The 16423-nt window shown below is 66.9% G+C and carries 16 protein-coding genes; 9 read left to right on the forward strand and 7 right to left on the reverse strand.

Annotation, left to right across the window (positions count from 1 at the left end; all coding sequences use genetic code 11):
• Positions 1-22 precede the first annotated feature (22 nt).
• Positions 23-1540 carry a 5-carboxymethyl-2-hydroxymuconate semialdehyde dehydrogenase gene (hpaE, locus tag GD628_RS05010; RefSeq protein WP_152273995.1) on the forward strand — a complete coding sequence of 506 codons (1518 nt, stop codon included), beginning with the start codon at positions 23-25 and terminating at the stop codon, positions 1538-1540.
• 29 nt (positions 1541-1569) lie between these two features.
• Positions 1570-2640, forward strand: a complete 1071-nt coding sequence (hpaD, locus tag GD628_RS05015; protein WP_152273996.1) for a 3,4-dihydroxyphenylacetate 2,3-dioxygenase — start codon at positions 1570-1572, stop codon at positions 2638-2640.
• A 481-nt stretch (positions 2641-3121) separates the two neighbouring features.
• Here the strand turns inward: hpaD and GD628_RS05020 are convergent, their stop codons facing one another.
• Together GD628_RS05020 and GD628_RS05025 are read right to left on the reverse strand one after the other, a co-directional pair.
• A complete protein-coding gene (locus GD628_RS05020) occupies positions 3122-3883 on the reverse strand; it encodes an SDR family NAD(P)-dependent oxidoreductase (protein ID WP_152273997.1) in 762 nt (253 codons plus the stop codon).
• 8 nt (positions 3884-3891) lie between these two features.
• Complete coding sequence (locus tag GD628_RS05025) at positions 3892-4899, reverse strand: acetamidase/formamidase family protein (RefSeq protein WP_152273998.1); 1008 nt, start codon at positions 4897-4899, stop codon at positions 3892-3894.
• 83 nt (positions 4900-4982) lie between these two features.
• Here GD628_RS05025 and GD628_RS05030 point away from each other — a divergent pair, with 83 nt between their 5' ends.
• The 3 genes from GD628_RS05030 (at position 4983) to GD628_RS05040 (ending at position 7142) form a co-directional block, all read left to right on the forward strand.
• Entirely contained in the window at positions 4983-5627 is a 645-nt protein-coding gene (locus GD628_RS05030) for a M23 family metallopeptidase (RefSeq protein WP_152273999.1), read from the forward strand.
• 76 nt (positions 5628-5703) lie between these two features.
• Positions 5704-6699, forward strand: coding sequence for a magnesium and cobalt transport protein CorA (locus GD628_RS05035; protein ID WP_152274000.1), 996 nt, complete (start codon positions 5704-5706; stop codon positions 6697-6699).
• 11 nt (positions 6700-6710) lie between these two features.
• Entirely contained in the window at positions 6711-7142 is a 432-nt protein-coding gene (locus GD628_RS05040) for an META domain-containing protein (RefSeq protein ID WP_152274001.1), read from the forward strand.
• Positions 7143-7232: 90 nt separating this feature from the next.
• Here GD628_RS05040 and GD628_RS05045 read toward each other — a convergent pair whose 3' ends face one another.
• Positions 7233-8579, reverse strand: coding sequence for an MFS transporter (locus GD628_RS05045; RefSeq protein WP_091601120.1), 1347 nt, complete (start codon positions 8577-8579; stop codon positions 7233-7235).
• A gap of 359 nt (positions 8580-8938) precedes the next feature.
• Between GD628_RS05045 and GD628_RS05050 the strand changes: the two genes are divergently transcribed.
• Positions 8939-10474: a S10 family peptidase gene (locus tag GD628_RS05050; RefSeq protein ID WP_152274002.1), complete on the forward strand. Its 1536-nt coding sequence runs from the start codon at positions 8939-8941 to the stop codon at positions 10472-10474.
• On the opposite strand, the gene GD628_RS05055 is transcribed toward GD628_RS05050, so the two are convergent.
• The gene (locus GD628_RS05055) at positions 10471-11055 is read right to left on the reverse strand and encodes a YdeI/OmpD-associated family protein (RefSeq protein ID WP_152274003.1); all 585 of its coding nucleotides are present in this window, start codon (positions 11053-11055) and stop codon (positions 10471-10473) included. The genes GD628_RS05050 and GD628_RS05055 overlap by 4 nt on opposite strands.
• Positions 11056-11217: 162 nt before the next feature.
• Between GD628_RS05055 and GD628_RS05060 the strand changes: the two genes are divergently transcribed.
• Positions 11218-11781 carry a dihydrofolate reductase family protein gene (locus GD628_RS05060; RefSeq protein ID WP_152274004.1) on the forward strand — a complete coding sequence of 188 codons (564 nt, stop codon included), beginning with the start codon at positions 11218-11220 and terminating at the stop codon, positions 11779-11781.
• 2 nt (positions 11782-11783) lie between these two features.
• Here the strand turns inward: GD628_RS05060 and GD628_RS05065 are convergent, their stop codons facing one another.
• Positions 11784-12284, reverse strand: a complete 501-nt coding sequence (locus tag GD628_RS05065; protein ID WP_091601114.1) for a DUF456 domain-containing protein — start codon at positions 12282-12284, stop codon at positions 11784-11786.
• Positions 12285-12412: 128 nt separating this feature from the next.
• Between GD628_RS05065 and GD628_RS05070 the strand changes: the two genes are divergently transcribed.
• Positions 12413-13435, forward strand: a complete 1023-nt coding sequence (locus GD628_RS05070) for a YrzE family protein (protein WP_152274005.1) — start codon at positions 12413-12415, stop codon at positions 13433-13435.
• Positions 13436-13501: 66 nt separating this feature from the next.
• Here GD628_RS05070 and GD628_RS05075 read toward each other — a convergent pair whose 3' ends face one another.
• Both GD628_RS05075 and GD628_RS05080 read right to left on the reverse strand, forming a co-directional pair.
• Positions 13502-14410, reverse strand: a complete 909-nt coding sequence (locus GD628_RS05075) for an SDR family oxidoreductase (RefSeq protein ID WP_091601110.1) — start codon at positions 14408-14410, stop codon at positions 13502-13504.
• Between the two features lie 261 nt (positions 14411-14671).
• Entirely contained in the window at positions 14672-15874 is a 1203-nt protein-coding gene (locus GD628_RS05080; protein WP_226802337.1) for a multidrug effflux MFS transporter, read from the reverse strand.
• A 100-nt stretch (positions 15875-15974) separates the two neighbouring features.
• On the opposite strand from GD628_RS05080, the gene GD628_RS05085 reads away from it, so the two are divergent.
• Positions 15975-16415, forward strand: coding sequence for a universal stress protein (locus GD628_RS05085; protein ID WP_152274007.1), 441 nt, complete (start codon positions 15975-15977; stop codon positions 16413-16415).
• Positions 16416-16423: the final 8 nt, after the last annotated feature.

The raw sequence follows: 16423 nt of genomic DNA on the forward strand, positions 1-16423 counted from the left end.
CCCGCATCAAAGGAGACGCCCCATGGCTGAGCACTACATCCCGGAGAACCTTCCGACCCACATCCAGCACTTCATCAACGGCGAATTCGTGGACTCCATCAACGGCGCCACCTTCGACGTGCTGGATCCGGTAACCAACCAGAACTACGCCACCGCCGCCGCGGGCCAGAAGGAAGACATCGACGCCGCCGTCGCTGCCGCCCGGGAAGCCTTCGTGAACGGCCCGTGGCCGAAGATGAAGCCGCGTGAGCGCGCCCGCATCCTCAACAAGATTGCCGACGCCGTCGAGGCCCAGGAAGAACGCCTGGCAGAGATGGAAACCTTCGACACCGGCCTGCCGATCACCCAGGCCAAGGGCCAGGCCCTGCGCGCGGCGGAGAACTTCCGCTTCTTCGCGGACCTGATCGTCGCCCAGTTCGACGACGCGATGAAAGTCCCCGGCTCCCAGATCAACTACGTGAACCGCAAGCCGATCGGCGTCGCCGGCCTGATCACCCCGTGGAACACCCCGTTCATGCTGGAGTCCTGGAAGCTTGCCCCGGCGCTGGCCACCGGCAACACCGTGGTGCTCAAGCCCGCCGAGTTCACCCCGCTCTCCGCCTCCCTGTGGGCGGACATCTTCACCGAAGCCGGCGTCCCGGCCGGTGTGTTCAACCTGGTCAACGGCCTGGGCGAGGAAGCCGGCGATGCGCTGGTGAAGCACCCGCAGGTTCCGCTGATCTCCTTCACCGGTGAGACCACCACCGGCCAGACCATCTTCCGCAACGCGGCAGAGAACCTGAAGGGCCTGTCCATGGAGCTCGGCGGCAAGAGCCCGTGCGTGGTCTTCGCGGACGCGGACCTCGACGCCGCCCTGGACTCCGCGCTGTTCGGCGTCTTCTCCCTCAACGGCGAGCGCTGCACCGCCGGCTCCCGCATCCTGGTGGAGCGCCCGGTCTATGACGAGTTCTGCGAACGGTACGCCGCCCGCGCCAAGACCATCGTCGTCGGCGATCCCCACGACCCGAAGACCCAGGTGGGCGCCCTGGTGCACCCCGAGCACTACAAGAAGGTGGCATCCTACGTCGAGATCGGCAAGACCGAAGGCCGCCTGCTGGCCGGCGGCGGCCGCCCCGAAGGCCTGGAAGAGGGCAACTACATTGCGCCCACCGTCTTCGCCGATGTGAAGCCCGACGCGCGGATCTTCCAGGAGGAGATCTTCGGCCCCGTCGTCGCAATCACCCCGTTCGACACCGAAGAAGAAGCCCTGGAACTGGCCAACAACACCAAGTACGGCCTGGCCGCCTACATCTGGACCCAGGACCTCACCCGCGCGCACAACTTCGCGCAGAACACCGAAGCCGGCATGGTGTGGCTGAACAGCCACAACGTCCGCGACCTGCGCACCCCGTTCGGCGGCGTGAAGGCCTCCGGCCTCGGCCACGAAGGCGGTTACCGCTCGATCGACTTCTACACCGACCAGCAGGCCGTGCACATCACCCTCGGCAAGGTGCACACGCCTAAGTTCGGCAGCGACGACGCCGCCAAGATCGACTACTAAATCCCCCTGCTCTGTTCGAAGGAGAACCCATGAACGCCAACCCCATTCCCAAGCCGTCCATCAACCCGCCGGACATCGTCCGCTGCGCCTACATGGAACTGGTGGTCACCGACCTGGCCAAGTCCCGCGAGTTCTACGTGGACGTCCTGGGCCTGCACGTGACCGAGGAAGATGAGAACGCCATCTACCTGCGCTCCCTCGAGGAGTTCATCCACCACAACCTGGTGCTGCGCAAGGGACCCGTCGCCGCCGTCGCGTCCTTCGCCTACCGCGTGCGCACCCCGGAAGACGTGGACATCGCCGAGGCGTACTACAAGGAAATGGGCTGCCGCACCGAGCGCCGGGCCAACGGCTTCACCAAGGGCGTGGGCGACTCCGTCCGCGTGGAGGACCCGCTGGGCTTCCCGTACGAGTTCTTCTACCACGTTGACCACGTGGAGCGCCTGACCCAGCGCTACGACCTCTACTCCGCCGGTGAGCTGGTGCGCCTGGACCACTTCAACCAGGTCACCCCCGATGTTCCCCGCGGCCGCACCTACCTGGAGAACCTGGGCTTCCGCGTCTCCGAGGACATCAAGGACTCCGAGGGCACCACCTACGCTGCCTGGCTGCACCGCAAGGACACCGTGCATGACACCGCCCTCACCGGCGGCGACGGCCCCCGCATGCACCACGTTGCGTTCGCCACGCACGAGAAGCACAACATCATCCAGATCTGCGACAAGATGGGCGCCCTGCGCATCTCCGACCGGATCGAACGCGGCCCCGGACGCCACGGCGTCTCCAACGCGTTCTACCTCTACATCCTGGATCCGGACGACCACCGCATCGAGATCTACACGCAGGACTACTACACCGGCGACCCGGACAACCCCACCATCACCTGGGACGTCCACGACAACCAGCGCCGCGACTGGTGGGGCAACCCCGTTGTTCCGTCCTGGTACACCGAGGCCTCGCTGGTCCTGGACCTGGACGGCAACCCGCAGGAAGTTGTTGCCCGCACCGACTCCTCCGAAATGGAAGTGACCATCGGCGCTGACGGCTTCTCCTACACCCGCGGCGACGAGACCGACTTCAAGGTCGGTTCGCAGCTCTAGTTCTCGGGCGTACCGGCTCCGGGAATCCGGGTACGACGGCGGGAGGGACAGCTTTGGCTGCCCCTCCCGTTTTCGTTGGGCTGGGTTTGGGGGCGCCGGGCGCCCTGCCTGCCGGGGTTCCCACTCTCCGTTGCTGGTGTCTACCGCTGTGACCACTCCCGGTAACAGACGTCACGTCGGGTGGGAAAGGCGGGCATGGCAGGGGATCCTCCACCCGATTTGCTCCGGCCTGTGACGTTTGCTCCGGGCTGTGGCTCCGATTTGGGACGTTGCTCCGGCTCGCGCCATTCGCTCCGGTTTGTGACATCTGCTCCGGTTTGCGGGCCGAATCCGTCCCAAAGCGGAGCGAATCCGCCCAACGCGTCGGCACGCCGGCACGGTTTCCCAGCCCTCGTTACTCCTGTCACCGGATGTGACCACAGGAGGCCACACCCGTCACAGGGGATGGGAAGACGTACGCGCCACCGGCAAGAACAGCCCGCTAGAACTGGATCCCGCGGGACAGGCCGCCGTCCACCAGCACATTCGCACCGGTCATCCGCGAAGCCCGCGGACTGGACACGAAGACGACGACGTCGGCCACCTCCTGCGGCGTGCCCATCCGGCCGGTGGGGTTCAGGGCGAGTGACTCGGTGAACATCTCCGGAGAGCCGGACTCGATGCCCTGCCAGACGCCGCCGTCGAAATAGGTGTTGCCGGGTGAGACGGTGTTGGCGCGGATCCCCGCATCGGCTAGCTGGAAGGCCAGCCCGGCCATGTACGCGATCAGCGCGGACTTCACCGTGCCGTACGGGCCGGAGGCGAAGTCCACCTCCCGGCCGGAGACGCTGGAGATTGCCACCAGCGGGGGCGAGTCGCTGCGGCGCACCTGCGGGATCGCGGCCTGCATCAGCCGGACGGTTCCCATCAGGTCAATCCGCAGGCTAGCTTCCCAGTTTTCAGCAGTGTCCGGAATGGCCAGCGCGCTGACGTTGCTCACCACGGCGTCCAGTCCACCGAAGCGGCCAGCGACGCTGTCCACCCAGGCGGCCACGCCGTCGCCGTCGCCCATGTCCAGGACGGCACCCTCCACCTTCACCCCGCTGTCAGCAAGGGCTGCCTCGGTTTCCGCGATCTCCGCGGCATCCCGCGCGCAGAACGCAACGTTCGCTCCCTCCGACGCGAAGGCCTCCACGATCGCCCGCCCGATTCCGCGGGTTCCGCCGGTGACCAGTGCCGTTTTGCCGCGCAACTGCAGGTCCATGAGTGCTCCTAGTCTGAGAGAAGGTCTGCGCTGCGCCGGCGCAGGTCGGCATGCAGGCCGCCGTAGGCGTCGGCCTTGGGGAAAAGCGATTTCCGTGCCTTGACCACCACTGAATAATTGGCGTCCACGGCGTTGGCGATCGGTGCCTGGGCCGTCTGGGTGAGCAGCTGGTAGGCATCCATCTGGTGCAGGCCGAAGAGCTCCCCGAACCAGCGCACCATCTCCACCTGCCCGATCCGCCAGGAATCCTCCATCGGCCGGGAGGATCCCACGGCCATCCACTCGCCGTCGGTCTCCAGCCGTGGCCAGGCGGGGGCGCCGCCCTTGATCAGCTCCACCAGGATGGTGGAGTGCATGGCACCTTCGACGGCGGTGCCGCAGGCCTCGCCTTCGCCCTGGCGGTAGTGGCCGTCGCCAATGGAGAACAGCGCGCCCGGCTGGTTCACACCGAGGTACACGGTGGTGCCGGCTTTGACCTCCGGCGCGTCCATGTTGCCGCCGAAACGCTCGGGCACCAGCGAGGAACGGACCTCGCCGCCGGGCGGGGCCACACCCACGGTGCCGAGCATCGGTTCCAGCGGCAGCGCGACCTCGAAGTCCCCGAACCGGGCCTGGAATCCGACCGTGGAGCGGGCGGAGTCCACGTGGTAAATCCAGGTGGTGTCCGGCAGCGGGTCCTGCAGGAACGCGGTGCGGTCGGTGCTGGTGAGCCCGCCGAAGAACGGAATGGTGGCGGACGCGCCGTAGCTGCGCGCCGGCGTCAGGTCCACGATGTGCAGGGCGAGGGTGTCCCCGGGCTCGGCGCCCTCCACAAAGAACGGACCGGTCTGCGGGTTCACGAAGTTCAGGTTGACCTTCTCGCTGGACAGGTCCTCCACAGAGGTCAGGGCATTGTTGAACGCGTCCTCGGACCAGAGTTTCAGGGCGGTGCCCGGCTTGATCAGCATAACCGGCTCGGCGCCGCCGAAGGTGTAAACCAGCTGGTCCGGGCGGGGGCGATACTCGATGATCTCCATGCGCCGGGAGCCTAGCCGAGGTTTCGGGTTCTGGAAATAGCGGACACCCGCCCCTCGGCAGCACGCGGTCCTACGCTGGAAGGATGGACCCCGTGCTGCTGGACTTCCCCTTCACCGGCCGCTGGACCGTGCAGAACAGCCCGGCCAACCGGGTGCCAAGCCACGGAATCCGCTTGTTCGGCACCGCCTACGCCATCGACTTCGTGGCGGTTGACGCGCACGGCCGCTCCGCGCCGCCGTCGTTCCGGGCAGTGTTCGGCACCGAGGCGCCGGAGAATTTCGCCGGCTTCGGCGTACCGGTGCTGGCGCCCGCCGCCGGGACGGTCACGGCAGTGCACGACGGCGAACCGGACCACGAGGCGCGGCGCTCACCGTTCGCGCTGGCCGGGTACGCCCTCACCCAGCGCGAACGGGTCCGGCGGGGAGCGGCCGGGATCGCCGGCAACCACGTCGTCCTGGCAACCGGGTCCGGAGAGGACCGGGCCTACATCCTGCTGGCCCATCTGCGCCGCGGGTCCACCGCCGTCGCCGTGGGGGACACCGTCCGCCCGGGCACGTTTGTGGGCGAATGCGGCAATTCGGGCAACAGCACGGAACCGCATGTGCACCTCCAGGCGTGCGACTCGATGGACTGGGAGCGTGCCCGGGGCTTGCCCCTGGCGTTCCGGCATCCGCAGACGGGTATGCCCTGGCTGCCGCGCAATCGGGACATTCTCGAAGCCGGCTAAGCAGGGATGGCCGCTCCGGCCAGCCCAGCGACGTAGGCTCATCTGGTAAGCAGGCTTGGCAGCGTGAGGAGCAGCAGTGACTTTGGTGGACAACGCCGTGTATGTGGACGGCAAACGCCTGCACAGCCCGGAAACCCTCGAGGAGACCTTTGATCTCACCCGGGAGACGGGCGGCATGGCCTGGATTGGGCTCTACCGCCCGGATGACATTGAGCTGCCGGCCGTCGCCGAGGAATTCGGGCTGAACCTGCTGATCGTGGAGGACGCCCTCGCCGGGCACCAGCGCTCCAAGCTGGAGCAGTACGGGGACCAGCTTTTTGTGGTGCTGCGCCCCGCCCGCTACCTTGACGACGTCGAACGCGTTGAAATCGGCGAGCTGCACCTGTTTGTGGGACCCAACTTCGTGGTGACCGTCCGGCACGCCGAGTCCCCGGACCTGGCGCGGGTGCGGACCCGGATGGAGCGCGAGCACGATCTGCTGTCCCTGGGCCCCCAGGCGGTGCTGTACGCCATCCTGGACCAGGTGGTGGATGAATACGCGCCGGTGTCCGCCGGACTCGAAAACGACATCGATGAGATCGAAGACCAGCTCTTCGGCGGGGACGGCGAAGTCTCACGGCGCATCTACGAGCTCTCACGCGAGGTCATCGGCTGCCAGCGCGCCATCAGCCCGTTGGAAACCGTGGTCGGCGAGCTGCAGCGCAATCCGGAGAAGTATGACGTGCCGCCCGAACTCAAGGACCGGCTCGGCGATGTGCTGGACCACGTGCTGCGGCTGATCGACCGGTTTACCGCCTACCGCTCCCTGCTGGACAACGCCCTGTCCCTCAGCTCCACCCTGGCCTCGAACCGGCTGGCGGAGACGTCCATCGCCCAAAACGAGCAGACCAAGAAGATCTCCGCGTGGGCCGCAATCCTGTTCGCTCCCACCCTGGTGGGCACCGTGTACGGTATGAATTTCAAGAACATGCCGGAGCTCGACTGGCCGCTGGGCTATCCGACGGCCCTGGCGCTGATGGTGGTGCTGGGCATCCTGCTTTATGCAGCGTTCAAACGGAACAACTGGCTGTAGGAGGCCCCTCAATGCGCACCCGGTTTACGCTCCTGGCCCTGGCCCTGCTGCTCGGTGTATCCGCCTGCGGGGCTGACCCCGGCACGGCCGGCACCTCGCCGGACGATTCGGGGGCCGCCGGGGACGCGCCGTCGTCCTCCGCCTCCTCAAATACTGATCCTTCCGCGCCCGAGGGGGTCTGGGGCAACCCGGAGAACATGCGTGAGCCTTCCCTGGAGCTTCACGAGGACGGACGCCTGACCGGCACCGACGGATGCAACCGGCTGATGGGCCGCTGGGTTTTGGAGGACGGGACTGTCCGTTTCCAGGAGGTGGCCATGACCATGATGGCCTGCCCCGACGTGGACCAGTGGCTGGCTTCGGCGGCCAGTGCGGTCCTGGCCGAGGACACGCTGCTGGTGTACGACGGCGCCGGCAACCAGATCGGCTCCCTCACCCGGTAGCGTCCCCCCGCATCGAAATGACAGAAACTGCCCGTATCAGTCCTGATACGGGCAGTTTCTGTTATCTCGTTGTGGGGGGTCGAGAAAGGCTTACTTGGACTGCGGAGCGCGGTGCGAATCCTCGATGCCCAGGTCTGCACCCTTGGTCTCCTTGACCATGGTCACGGCACCGAAGGAGATGACGCAGAGAACCATGATGTAGATGCCGATCGAGCCGGACCAGCCGGTCTCATCCAGCAGGAGCTGGGCGATCATCGGAGCGAAGGCTCCGCCCAGGATGGCGCCGATCGCGTAGCCGATGGAAACGCCGGAGTAGCGGATGCTGGCGGGGAACATCTCGGCGTACAGCGCAGACTGCGGGCCGTAGGACAGGCCCAGGCCGATGGTCAGCACGAAGATGGACAGACCGAACAGGAACACGTTTGCGGTGTCGATCAGCAGGAACATCGGGATGGCCCAGAGGAACACCCAGGCGTAGCCGATCTGGAAGGTGCGCACGCGGCCGATCTTGTCCGACAGGATGCCGCCGTACATGGTGAAGATGAGCCAGCCGAAGGAGCCAACCGTGGTGGCCAGCAGCACCGACGGACGCTCCATACCCAGCGCCTTGCCGGCGTAGGAGGCGAAGAACGCAATGACCAGGTAACCGGCGGCGTTGTTGGCGATGAAGATCAGCGCGGCAAGGATGACCTCGCGGGAGTTGTACTTGAAGAGCTTGCCGAGCGGCGCGGAGGAGTCCTTCTTGCGCTCCTGCATTTCCTTGAAGACCGGGCTTTCGTCCACCGAGCGGCGGATGAAGTATCCCACGAAGATCAGGACCACCGAGAGCAGGAACGGAACACGCCAGCCCCACTCAAGGAAAGCCTCTTCGCTCATCGAGCTGGTCAGGAGGAACATGACGAACGTTGCCAGGATCATGCCGATCGGCACGCCGATCTGCGGGTAGGCACCGAAGAAGCCGCGCTTGTTGATGGGTGCATGCTCAACGGAGAGCAGCGCAGCGCCGCCCCATTCGCCGCCGGCGGAGAAGCCCTGCAGGATACGCAGGACCAGGAGCAGGATCGGAGCAGCAACGCCGATCTGCGCGTAGGTCGGCAGCACGCCGATCAGCGCCGTGGCGGCACCCATCATGATCAGGGTGAAGACCAGCATCTTCTTACGTCCCAGCTTGTCGCCCAGGTGGCCGGCGACAATGGCGCCCAGCGGACGGAAGAGGAAGCTGATGCCGATGGTGGCCCAGGAGACGACCTGCGCCAGTGGGGTGCCTTCGCCCAGCGGGGCGAAGTACAGGGACGCGAGCACCAAGCCTGCAGCCTGGGCGTAGATGAAGAAGTCGTACCACTCGATAGTGGTACCAACCAGGGTGCCCGCAAGTACCTTGCGTTCCTCCCGGGTCATCCGCTGGGACGGCGCAGCAGACGCACTTGTTGTAGTCATTGAAACTCCGTTATTTTTGACTGGGAAAAATTACTGAAAGAACGGTCGGTCACCTGTCGCCCCAAGATACCCTGATCTGTGACGGGCAACACACTATTTCGTGAATGTGACGCACAGCCCATGAGCCGGACGTCTGCCTCAGGCAGGCGCCCGGAAATCCAGCCCATTCAACGGACAGCCAGGCCCCGCCAAGAGTGCAGCGGAGCCCTGAATGGATCTCACCCCTGCCGCCCTGCACCCTTCATTCGCATGACCAGAGTTCGATAATTGAACACTCGTTTCTGATAGCGAACTAGTGGAACTATAGAGGACGTGTGATCCGAGACACAAGCCCCGATTTTGGCCGCTAGGCTGGACGAATGCCTTCACAGTCCGCTGAGACCAGCCCCGCCCCCGACGCAGCCGCCGCATCCTCCTCCAACTCCGCCGGATCGCCGTCGGGCACCGGATCGTCGGGCACCGGCAGCTCAGCGGACGTGGCGGACGACCTGGTGCAGCGCAGCCACCGGTTGCCCTCCGGCCTGGAATACACCTCCACCACCGGCCGGGTGGTGTTCCGGCGGGAGGAAACGTCCGAGGGGAAGTCCGAAGGATTCAAACCGAAGGCTGAGATCTTCCTGACCGCCTACACGGCGGACGAGCAGGCGGCTGTTTCGCCGAACCCGCGCCCCGTGGTCTTCGCGTTCAACGGCGGGCCCGGCTCGTCCTCCGTCTGGCTGCACCTGGGCCTGCTGGGCCCGCGGCTTGTGGACTCCGGCGACGCGGGGAACCTCACCCCTCCCCCGTACGGCCTGGTAGACAACCCGCAGACGCTGCTGGAACACGCGGACCTGGTGATGATCGACCCCGTTAACACCGGCTTCTCCCGGGTAGTGGACGGCAATACCGCAGACGAGTTCCACGCGTTCGAACAGGACCGGGACCTCGTAGCCGAAGTGATCCGGCTCTGGACCACCCGCAACAACCGCTGGCTGAGCCCCAAATACCTGGTGGGCGAGTCCTACGGGACCCTGCGGGCCGTCGCCGTTGCCGGGCGCCTCTTTGATGCGTACGGCATGTCCGTCAACGGGCTGGGCCTGATTTCCACCGTCCTGAACATGTCCACACTGATGTTCGCCCCGGGCGTGGACACGCCCTACGCCCTGCACCTGCCCACCTACGCGGCAATCGCGCACTTCCACGGGCGGCATCCGGGCCGCGACCTCGCGGAGGTGGTCCGCGACGCCGAGGAGTACGCAGCGCGGTACTACGGCTATGCACTGAGCCAGGGTTCACGGCTCAGCGCCGAGGAGTACGACGCCGCAATCCGGCGCCTGGCTGAACTCACCACCCTGGACCCCGGGTTCATCCGCCGCACCAACCTGCGCTGGGACTATTCCCAGTTCTCCGCCGAACTGCTGCGTGACCGCGAACTGTCGGTGGGCCGGATCGACGGGCGCTTCACTGCCCCTGCCGAAGACCCGCAGGCCTCCGTCAACTGGGACGATCCCAGCCTCGCCGCCATCAACGGCCCGTACGCCGCGGCGATCAACCACTACATCCGCGCTGAGCTCGGCTACGAGAATGACCTGCCCTACGAAGTCCTGACCGGCCGGGTGCAGCCGTGGAGCTACCGGGAGTTCGAGGGCGTACCGATTGATGTCACCAAGACCCTTGAACGGCTGATGGCGCACAACCCCAGCCTGCGGGTGCATGTGGACTACGGCTATTACGACGGCGCCACGCCCCACTTTGCGGCGGAGTACGTCTGGGCGCACATGCGCCTGACGGAGGAGGCACGTGCGCGGTTCACGCACCACTACTACGAAGCCGGGCACATGATGTACCTGCAGCCGGAGGCACGGCTGGCTGAGCTCGCCGCGCTGGCGGAGTTCGTGGCACCGGCCGCCGGCTAACCGGCTGCGTAGGCTCCGCCGGCCAGCCGGTCCACCTGCCGCGCGATCCGGGCTGCCCGCACGGCCTCATTCGGTGCGGTGACCACCTGGTGGAGGATGGGATACCGGGCTGAGCGGCCCAGTTCGGCGAAGGCGCCCGCCGCGTCCGGGGCGGCCGCCAGCGCAGCTGCGAGGTCTGCGGGAACCTCGAGCGCAGCAGGCCCGCCGTAGGCCCGGTCCCACCGCCCGTCCGCCTTGGCCCGGTCGATCTCCGCCTGCCCGCGTCCGCGCATACGGCCCGCCCCGACCAGTCCGGCAACCAGGTCCACGTTCCGCTTCGACCACAGGGACCGTGCCCGCCGCGGCGTGAAGTGCTGCCGGTAGGTCGCCTGGTCCACACTGTTCCGCCGGCCGTCGATCCAGCCGCTGCACAGCGCCTCCTCCAGCGCCTCGGCGTAGGTCAGGGAAGTGGGGACCAGGGTGCCCTTCTTCGCGAGGACCAGCCAGACGCCGTCGCTCGTTGCGTCGTTCTCCGCGAGCCACGCGCGCCAGGCAGCGGCGTCCGCCACCACCAGCTGGGGCGGAACTGCTCGTTCAGTCATCGGTTCAGGACCTCCATCTCGGGCGCCGTTCTTCGAGTATTCCGCACATTGAGGACAGCTTCTGTCCGCTGGAGAAGCAGGCTCCCCTTGCGGCACTTTCGGCTGGCTGGGTAGCTTCGCCTGCAGGACGCGGGCTCCGGCCCGCACCACCGGAAGGATGCCATGGGTAAGGTCGCGTGGGGGTTCACCAGTTCGATCGACGGGTTCATTGCCGGTCCCGGCCATGACATGGGGTGGTTCGAAACGCTGGAGCCCCTGCCGCCGGGCCTCACCGAGCGCATGGCCGGGGCTGTGGGGGTGATCATCTCGGGTCGTCGCGGCTATGACGCGGCAAAGGCCCAGCAGGGCGAGCGGGACCAAGCCACGGCTGAGGCCTACGGCGGCGCCTGGTCCGGCACCGAGTTCATCCTGACCCACCGTCCGGAGGAGCTGGCCGGGGATCCTGCCGTGACCGCATTGAACTGCGGTGTGGTGGAGGCCGTCCGCCGGGCGCAGGAGATCGCCGGAGAGAAGGACGTGCAGATCATCAGCGCGGACATTGCGCGGCAGGCGCTGGAACACGGCCTCATTGATGAACTGCAGGTGTTCGTGGCTCCGGTGCTGCTCGGCGACGGGATCCGCATTTTCGACGTCCCCGGCGGCAGCCGCCATGACTGGGAGCTGACCGGCATCATTTCGGGTGCCGAGCGCAGTTTCGGCCGGACCTACCGTCCGAGACGCTCCTGACCCTACCGGGTGGCGAAGTGGATCCAGACGCCGATAATCCAGGCGGTTCCTGCCGCCAGCGCCAATCCGAGTTCCACCAGCAGGCCCAGGCCGGTGGCCTTCAGTGCCGCCCAGGATGACGACGCCGCTGCAGGCAGGCTGCGCTGGCGGGCGAACTCACTGAGCAGCAGGCCGCCGGCAAAACCAACGATCAGCCCTACCACCGGAATGAAGAACATCCCGGCGATGCCCGCAGCGAGGCCGATCAGGACGGACCGGTTGGGGATTTGCCGCTGCTTGAGTTTCCGGCCGGTCAGGACCCAGCTGGCGGAGAGGCCCGTCAGCGCGAACAGGGCTCCAAAAGCGAAGGACCACCAGCCGGCGCCGCTGCTCACTCCGATGGCCCAGCCCAGGAAGGACAGCAGGATCAGGATGCTGCCCGGAAGGACCGGCACCACAATGCCGGCCACACCCACGGCGATAAGCAGGCCGGCAACGACGGTGATGATCAGGTCCGTATCCATGCAGCCAAGTCTTCCACGCCGCAGGGCGGGCGCGGGACCGCCAAAATCCGCGCCCCGGCGCTACAGTAAGGTTACTTATGAAGTCATCACCTTCAGTCCGGCACCCCCCACGGGAACAGGAGCAGCAGATGAGCACCGAACCAGGCAGCACCGCAGCAGGCGAACCCCGACGCCGGCAGGCAGAGGATGTGCCTGTCCGCGAGAACGCGGACGCCGCAGCGCAGGCAAACCCCGTCCGGCAGGAGCCGGATGTCACCCGGCGGCTGGAAACCCCGCCGCAGGATGGAGCGTCCCGCCGCACCGATTCGGCGATGCCCGCCGAGTCCACCGGGCACGCAGAACCGGCAGCACATGCAGGCAGCCGGCACACGGCCGGCTCCCGGACCAATGACACGGAAGTCCTCAACACCAGCGTCACCGGGACAAGGGACCCGAACGACGCCGCCTACCGGAGTGAGGATGCCGGCGCTGGAACCACGCGCCGCGCCGCGCACCGGGACCGCGAAGACACCGCCGCCCCCGCAGCAGTCCCCGCCGGACACCAGGATTCCGTCCGGACCGCCGAGGAACCCGTGATGCCGAACCGGGAAGCACTCCTGGCCGCCGAACGAGAGCGTTTCGGCGGCATCAAATTCGGCGCGGCATTCTTCGGCTGGCTGACCGCCACCGGCATGGTCGTCCTGCTCTCCGCCCTGGCCGCCGCTATCGGAGCCGCCGTCGGTGTCTCCACGGACACGGACCTGGGCGCGGCCCTGGACCAGGCGGCAGCGAATCAGTCCACCGGGCTGATCGGAGCCATCATTACCCTGGCCGTGCTGCTGCTCGCCTACTACGCCGGCGGTTACGTGGCCGGCCGGATGGCCCGGTTCAACGGAGCCAAGCAGGGTGTGGCCGTCTGGCTGTGGGCCCTGGTGGCGGCCGCCGTCGTTATTGTCCTTGGACTGATCTTCAACGATGACATCCGCAGCCTCACCCAGCTCAACTCGGTGGCTCCGCTGCCGCAGGACCTGGGCGATGTCAGCGCCGGCTCCTGGCTGGCCCTGCTCGCCACCGTGGTGGTCAGCCTGGTTGGCGCCGTCCTCGGCGGACTGGCCGGCATGCGCTTCCACCGCCGGGTGGACCGCGCCAGGCTCACTCCGGTTCCGGCCTAGGTCCCGGAACACAAAAACGCCGGCCCTGCGCAACGTGCGCGGGGCCGGCGTTTTGTGCCCTGGAGCTTAGGGGGAAGGCATTCCGCCGTTGACGTTGAGCGTCTCGCCCACCACGTAGCTCGATTCCGGTGACGCCAGGAAGACGTACGCCGGCGCGAGCTCCGTGGGCTGGCCGGCGCGGCCGAGCGGAGTGTCCTTGCCGAACTCCGGCAGGGCATCCTTGGGCTGGCCGTCGGACACCTGCAGCGGAGTCCAGAACGGACCCGGAGCCACCGCGTTCACCCGGATGCCCTTGGGTGCCAGCTGCTGGCCCAGCCCCTTCGTGAAGTTGTTGATCGCCGCCTTGGTGCTGGCGTAGTCCAGCAGGTGCGGAGAGGGGCTGTAGGCCTGGATGGAGGTGGAGTTGATGATGCTCGATCCGGCCGGGAGGTGCGGCAGGGCCGCCTTGGTCACCCGGAAGAAGGAGTAGATGTTGGTCTTGAAGGTGTCATCGAGCTGTTCGTCGCTGAGGTCTTCAAGGTTTTCGACGGCCACCTGCTTGCCTGCGTTGTTCACCAGGATGTCCAGGCCGCCGAGGCCCTTCACGGCATCCTCGACCACCTGGGTGCAGTACCCGGCATCGCGGAGGTCACCGGGGAGCGCGACGGCGGTTCGGCCGGCGTCCTTGATGAGCTGGATGACTTTGGCGGCGTCTTCCTCTTCCTCCGGCAGGTAGGAGAGCGCGACGTCGGCGCCTTCGCGGGCGAAAGCGATGGCCACGGCCGCGCCGATTCCGGAGTCCGCGCCGGTAATCAGTGCCTTGCGGCCTTCCAGCCGTCCGGTTCCGCGGTAGGAGTCCTCGCCGCGGTCCGTCTTGGGCTCGAGGTCCGCATCAAGGCCGGGTTCCGGCTGGTCCTGCTTGGGTGGACTGACGGAGGGATACCGGTTGACCGGATCTTGGAATGTGTACTGGTCCGAAGTGTTTTCGTTGGCCATTGAGTTTCCCCACTTCCCATTCTTCATGGATATGGAGCCGCAACTGGCGGCCGCCTACATTAGGTAAGCATGCTTAGCATCCTATTGCGGTGCGGCACCGGCGGGCAAACCCGGGCCGATGGCCGGGCCGGAAATCTGGTGGGGAAGGGCCTAGAAGAAGAGGCCGAGGAAGCCGACGCTGATGCTGCCAACCAGGCCGATAATCAGGAGCCAGACAATGGGCGTGCGGAACTTGTTCATGTGTCGCATGGTCCCCACAGTCTACGCGGGATGCCGCTGGCGGGTGAGGAACAGGGCGGTGGCCGCCAGCAGGGCCGAGGACGTCATCACCAGGGCCAGCGGAAGGGCGGTGAATTCTCCGCCCAGTCCGGTCAGCGGGGAGACGATTGCACCCATCAGGAACTGCGCCCCGCCGAGCACTGCGCTGCCGCTTCCGGTGGCTCCTTCCGCCTGGGCCAGGGCCAGCGCCGTCGTATTCCCCATGATGAATCCAAGGGAGGAAACCATGCAGAACAGCGGCACTGCGAGCAGCAGCGGCGGAACAGCCGCGACCACCAGAACCAGCAGGACGACGGCGAACCCCAGCAGTACGCTCACGGCCCGCAGGACGGTGCGGCGCGGCGGAACGCTTCGGCTCAGCCGGGCGGCAATGAACCCGGAGGCAACCATCCCCGCGGCGTTGAGGCCGAACATCAGCCCGTAGGTCTCCGGCCCCAGGCCCATGATGCTCTGGTAGACGAACGGGGAGGCCGAGATGTAGCTCATCAGCACCCCGAAGGAACTTGCGAAGAGCAGCACGTAGCCCAGGAACCGCCAGCGGCGCAGCACCACGCCCAGCCCGGCGAAGGGCGGGCCGCTGGAGCGGCGCTCGGCAGGCAGGGATTCACGGACCGCGGCCGCTGCGCAGATGAACATCAGCGCCGCAATGCCGGCCAGCGTCCAGAGCACGCCGCGCCAGTCCCAAAGCCCGGCCAGGACCCCGCCGATGACGGGCGCCACCACCGGAGCGACACCGCCGATGGTCATGAGCAGGCTGAAGGTCCGCGCCGCGGCGGGGCCGGAAGAGAGATCGGCAGCCACGGCGCGGGCAATCACCGGCCCGGATGCCGCACACAGGCCCTGCACGAAGCGCGCGGCAATCAGGACCCCCAGATTCGGCGCAGTGGCACAGGCAATGGACGCAAGAACGAAGGCCCCGGTTCCGATAAGCAGCGGGCGGGTGCGGCTGTATTTGTCAGACAGCGGCCCGAAGCCCAGCTGCCCGGCCGCCATGCCGAGGAAAAACGCAGTGAGGGTCAACTGGACCCCCGACGCCGAAGCGTCGAGGTCCGCGGCGATGCCCGGGAAGGAGGGCAGATACAGGTCCGTGGTGAATGGCCCGGTAGCCGCCAGGAACGCGAGCACCAGCAGCAGGCCCGCTCCCAGCGGGGCTGCCGCACGGGGCTGGGACTCGTTGGCTGGCACCTGCTGATAGTACGAACAATCCCCGCCTCTGGAGAAAACGGCAGCCGGGCCGCAGACTTTTTGCAGGAAGCATTCGCAGCGGACAGACAGGACCAGGGCCATGGCACAGGACACCCGCAAGCGAATCGTCGTCGGCGTCGACGGTTCGGAACTCTCCCTCGTGGCACTGCGAACCGCGCGGCGGCTGGCTGACCTGCTGGAGTGCCGAATCGAGGCCGTGACGGTCTGGTCCTACCCGGTGGCGCTGGCCGTGCCTATTGCTTCCGCCGAGTGGTCCCCCCGGGTGGAGGCCCAGAGCGCACTGGAAGAAACCCTCCAGGCCGCCTTTGGCCAGGACGTTCCGGAGGGGCTGAAGAAGCTGGTCGTGTCCGGCCAGCCGGTGCAGGTGCTGGTGGAGGCCAGCAAGGGCGCGGAAATGCTGGTGGTCGGCAGCCGGGGCAGGGGCGGCTTTGCGGGACTGCTGCTTGGGTCAGTCAGTTCCGCTGCGGCAGCCCATGCCCACTGCCCCGTGCTGATCGTGCATCCGCCGGAAGCGGACTAGGAGTTCTC

It is taken from the genome of Arthrobacter koreensis, from assembly GCF_009193255.1.
Taxonomy (GTDB): domain Bacteria; phylum Actinomycetota; class Actinomycetes; order Actinomycetales; family Micrococcaceae; genus Arthrobacter_B; species Arthrobacter_B koreensis.

Coding starts and splice junctions, on each gene's coding strand:
- hpaE (WP_152273995.1), top strand. CDS start 23: ATGGCTGAGCACTACATCCCGGAGAACCTTCCGACCCACATCCAGCAC.
- hpaD (WP_152273996.1), top strand. CDS start 1,570: ATGAACGCCAACCCCATTCCCAAGCCGTCCATCAACCCGCCGGACATC.
- GD628_RS05020 (WP_152273997.1), bottom strand. CDS start 3,883: ATGGACCTGCAGTTGCGCGGCAAAACGGCACTGGTCACCGGCGGAACC.
- GD628_RS05025 (WP_152273998.1), bottom strand. CDS start 4,899: ATGGAGATCATCGAGTATCGCCCCCGCCCGGACCAGCTGGTTTACACC.
- GD628_RS05030 (WP_152273999.1), top strand. CDS start 4,983: ATGGACCCCGTGCTGCTGGACTTCCCCTTCACCGGCCGCTGGACCGTG.
- GD628_RS05040 (WP_152274001.1), top strand. CDS start 6,711: ATGCGCACCCGGTTTACGCTCCTGGCCCTGGCCCTGCTGCTCGGTGTA.
- GD628_RS05045 (WP_091601120.1), bottom strand. CDS start 8,579: ATGACTACAACAAGTGCGTCTGCTGCGCCGTCCCAGCGGATGACCCGG.
- GD628_RS05050 (WP_152274002.1), top strand. CDS start 8,939: ATGCCTTCACAGTCCGCTGAGACCAGCCCCGCCCCCGACGCAGCCGCC.
- GD628_RS05055 (WP_152274003.1), bottom strand. CDS start 11,055: ATGACTGAACGAGCAGTTCCGCCCCAGCTGGTGGTGGCGGACGCCGCT.
- GD628_RS05060 (WP_152274004.1), top strand. CDS start 11,218: ATGGGTAAGGTCGCGTGGGGGTTCACCAGTTCGATCGACGGGTTCATT.
- GD628_RS05065 (WP_091601114.1), bottom strand. CDS start 12,284: ATGGATACGGACCTGATCATCACCGTCGTTGCCGGCCTGCTTATCGCC.
- GD628_RS05070 (WP_152274005.1), top strand. CDS start 12,413: ATGAGCACCGAACCAGGCAGCACCGCAGCAGGCGAACCCCGACGCCGG.
- GD628_RS05075 (WP_091601110.1), bottom strand. CDS start 14,410: ATGGCCAACGAAAACACTTCGGACCAGTACACATTCCAAGATCCGGTC.
- GD628_RS05085 (WP_152274007.1), top strand. CDS start 15,975: ATGGCACAGGACACCCGCAAGCGAATCGTCGTCGGCGTCGACGGTTCG.